The 358-nt window shown below is 53.4% G+C and carries 1 protein-coding gene; it reads left to right on the forward strand.

Features of this window, described 5'->3' with window-relative positions:
* Positions 1–241 (forward strand): hypothetical protein (locus A6013_RS24750; RefSeq protein ID WP_254677920.1); only part of this gene is annotated, 241 nt, incomplete at its 5' end.
* Positions 242–358: the final 117 nt, after the last annotated feature.

Below are 358 nucleotides of genomic sequence, written 5' to 3' on the forward strand. Positions count from 1 at the left end.
CCTGTTTTTTGTCAAGCGCTTTCTGCCTCAGCCCTCGGAGGAACACCAGTGGTATCAGCCCACCACGGACACCGAAAACGCGTTGATTCACCCGCAAAATACCAATTTCGTTGCCGACAGTGATTATCAGTCTGCCTCCGTTCAGGGCAACCGGGCGCTGGCGCTGTCCCAGGACGGCTATCTTAACCTCGACTGGACCTGGCTGGGCCAACGCTCGCGTCATCAGCCGCAGCAGACCTAAGCTAGCGTTTAGAGTGCAATTTTGTCAGCAGACATACTCTAAGCCCTGTTTTTAAGTACCCAGGAAGCCAGAATAGTCTTGAGAAGGGAGGAAATTGCTGGGCAGCATTATGAGCAT

Source organism: Enterobacter sp. IF2SW-B1, from assembly GCF_001743375.1.
GTDB lineage: Bacteria > Pseudomonadota > Gammaproteobacteria > Enterobacterales > Enterobacteriaceae > Enterobacter > Enterobacter bugandensis.